General features: G+C 62.5%; 1 pseudogene. It reads right to left on the bottom strand.

From position 1 onward, the window contains the following. A pseudogene (locus AACY45_RS28695) lies at window positions 1–301 on the bottom strand (tripartite tricarboxylate transporter substrate binding protein); the annotation flags it as partial. Window positions 302–440: the final 139 nt, after the last annotated feature.

Here is a 440-nt window from a genome sequence, read left to right as displayed (position 1 = left end):
ACAGGTTCGACAGCGTGATGATGATCTTGTGAGGATTGCCTGACGACGTCTTGACGTCGAGGAAGCCTTCGCCGCCGGCCCCGCCGGCCTTGTTGATGACGACCAGCGGCTGCTTCATCAGATTGTGCTTGGTGACGATGCCCTGAATGGTGCGAGCCATCTGATCGGCGCCGCCGCCGGTGCACGCCGGCACGATGAACTCGACCGGGCGGACCGGCTCCCAGGCGGCCTGGCTGGCCCCGCTGCCGGCGCACGAAACCACGAGGGCCGCCACCGCGACATTCAGAACGAATGGCTTCATCTTGTTTCTCTCCCTGTCGACCTCGAACACAGCCGTTCTTTGGCGGCTTGCGTCAAACCATCTCGATTCACATGCGGGGTCACCCGTCGCGGCGATCTCCCGGCGCAGTCTCGAACGAAACTTTATGAAGGGGAAGAAG

The sequence above is a fragment of the Pseudomonas sp. RA_35y_Pfl2_P32 genome (assembly GCF_963970735.1).
In the GTDB taxonomy this organism is placed as follows: Bacteria; Pseudomonadota; Gammaproteobacteria; order Pseudomonadales; family Pseudomonadaceae; genus Aquipseudomonas.
The sequence above is the reverse complement of the archived record's forward strand: the minus strand, read 5'-3'. Positions and strand labels throughout refer to the sequence as shown.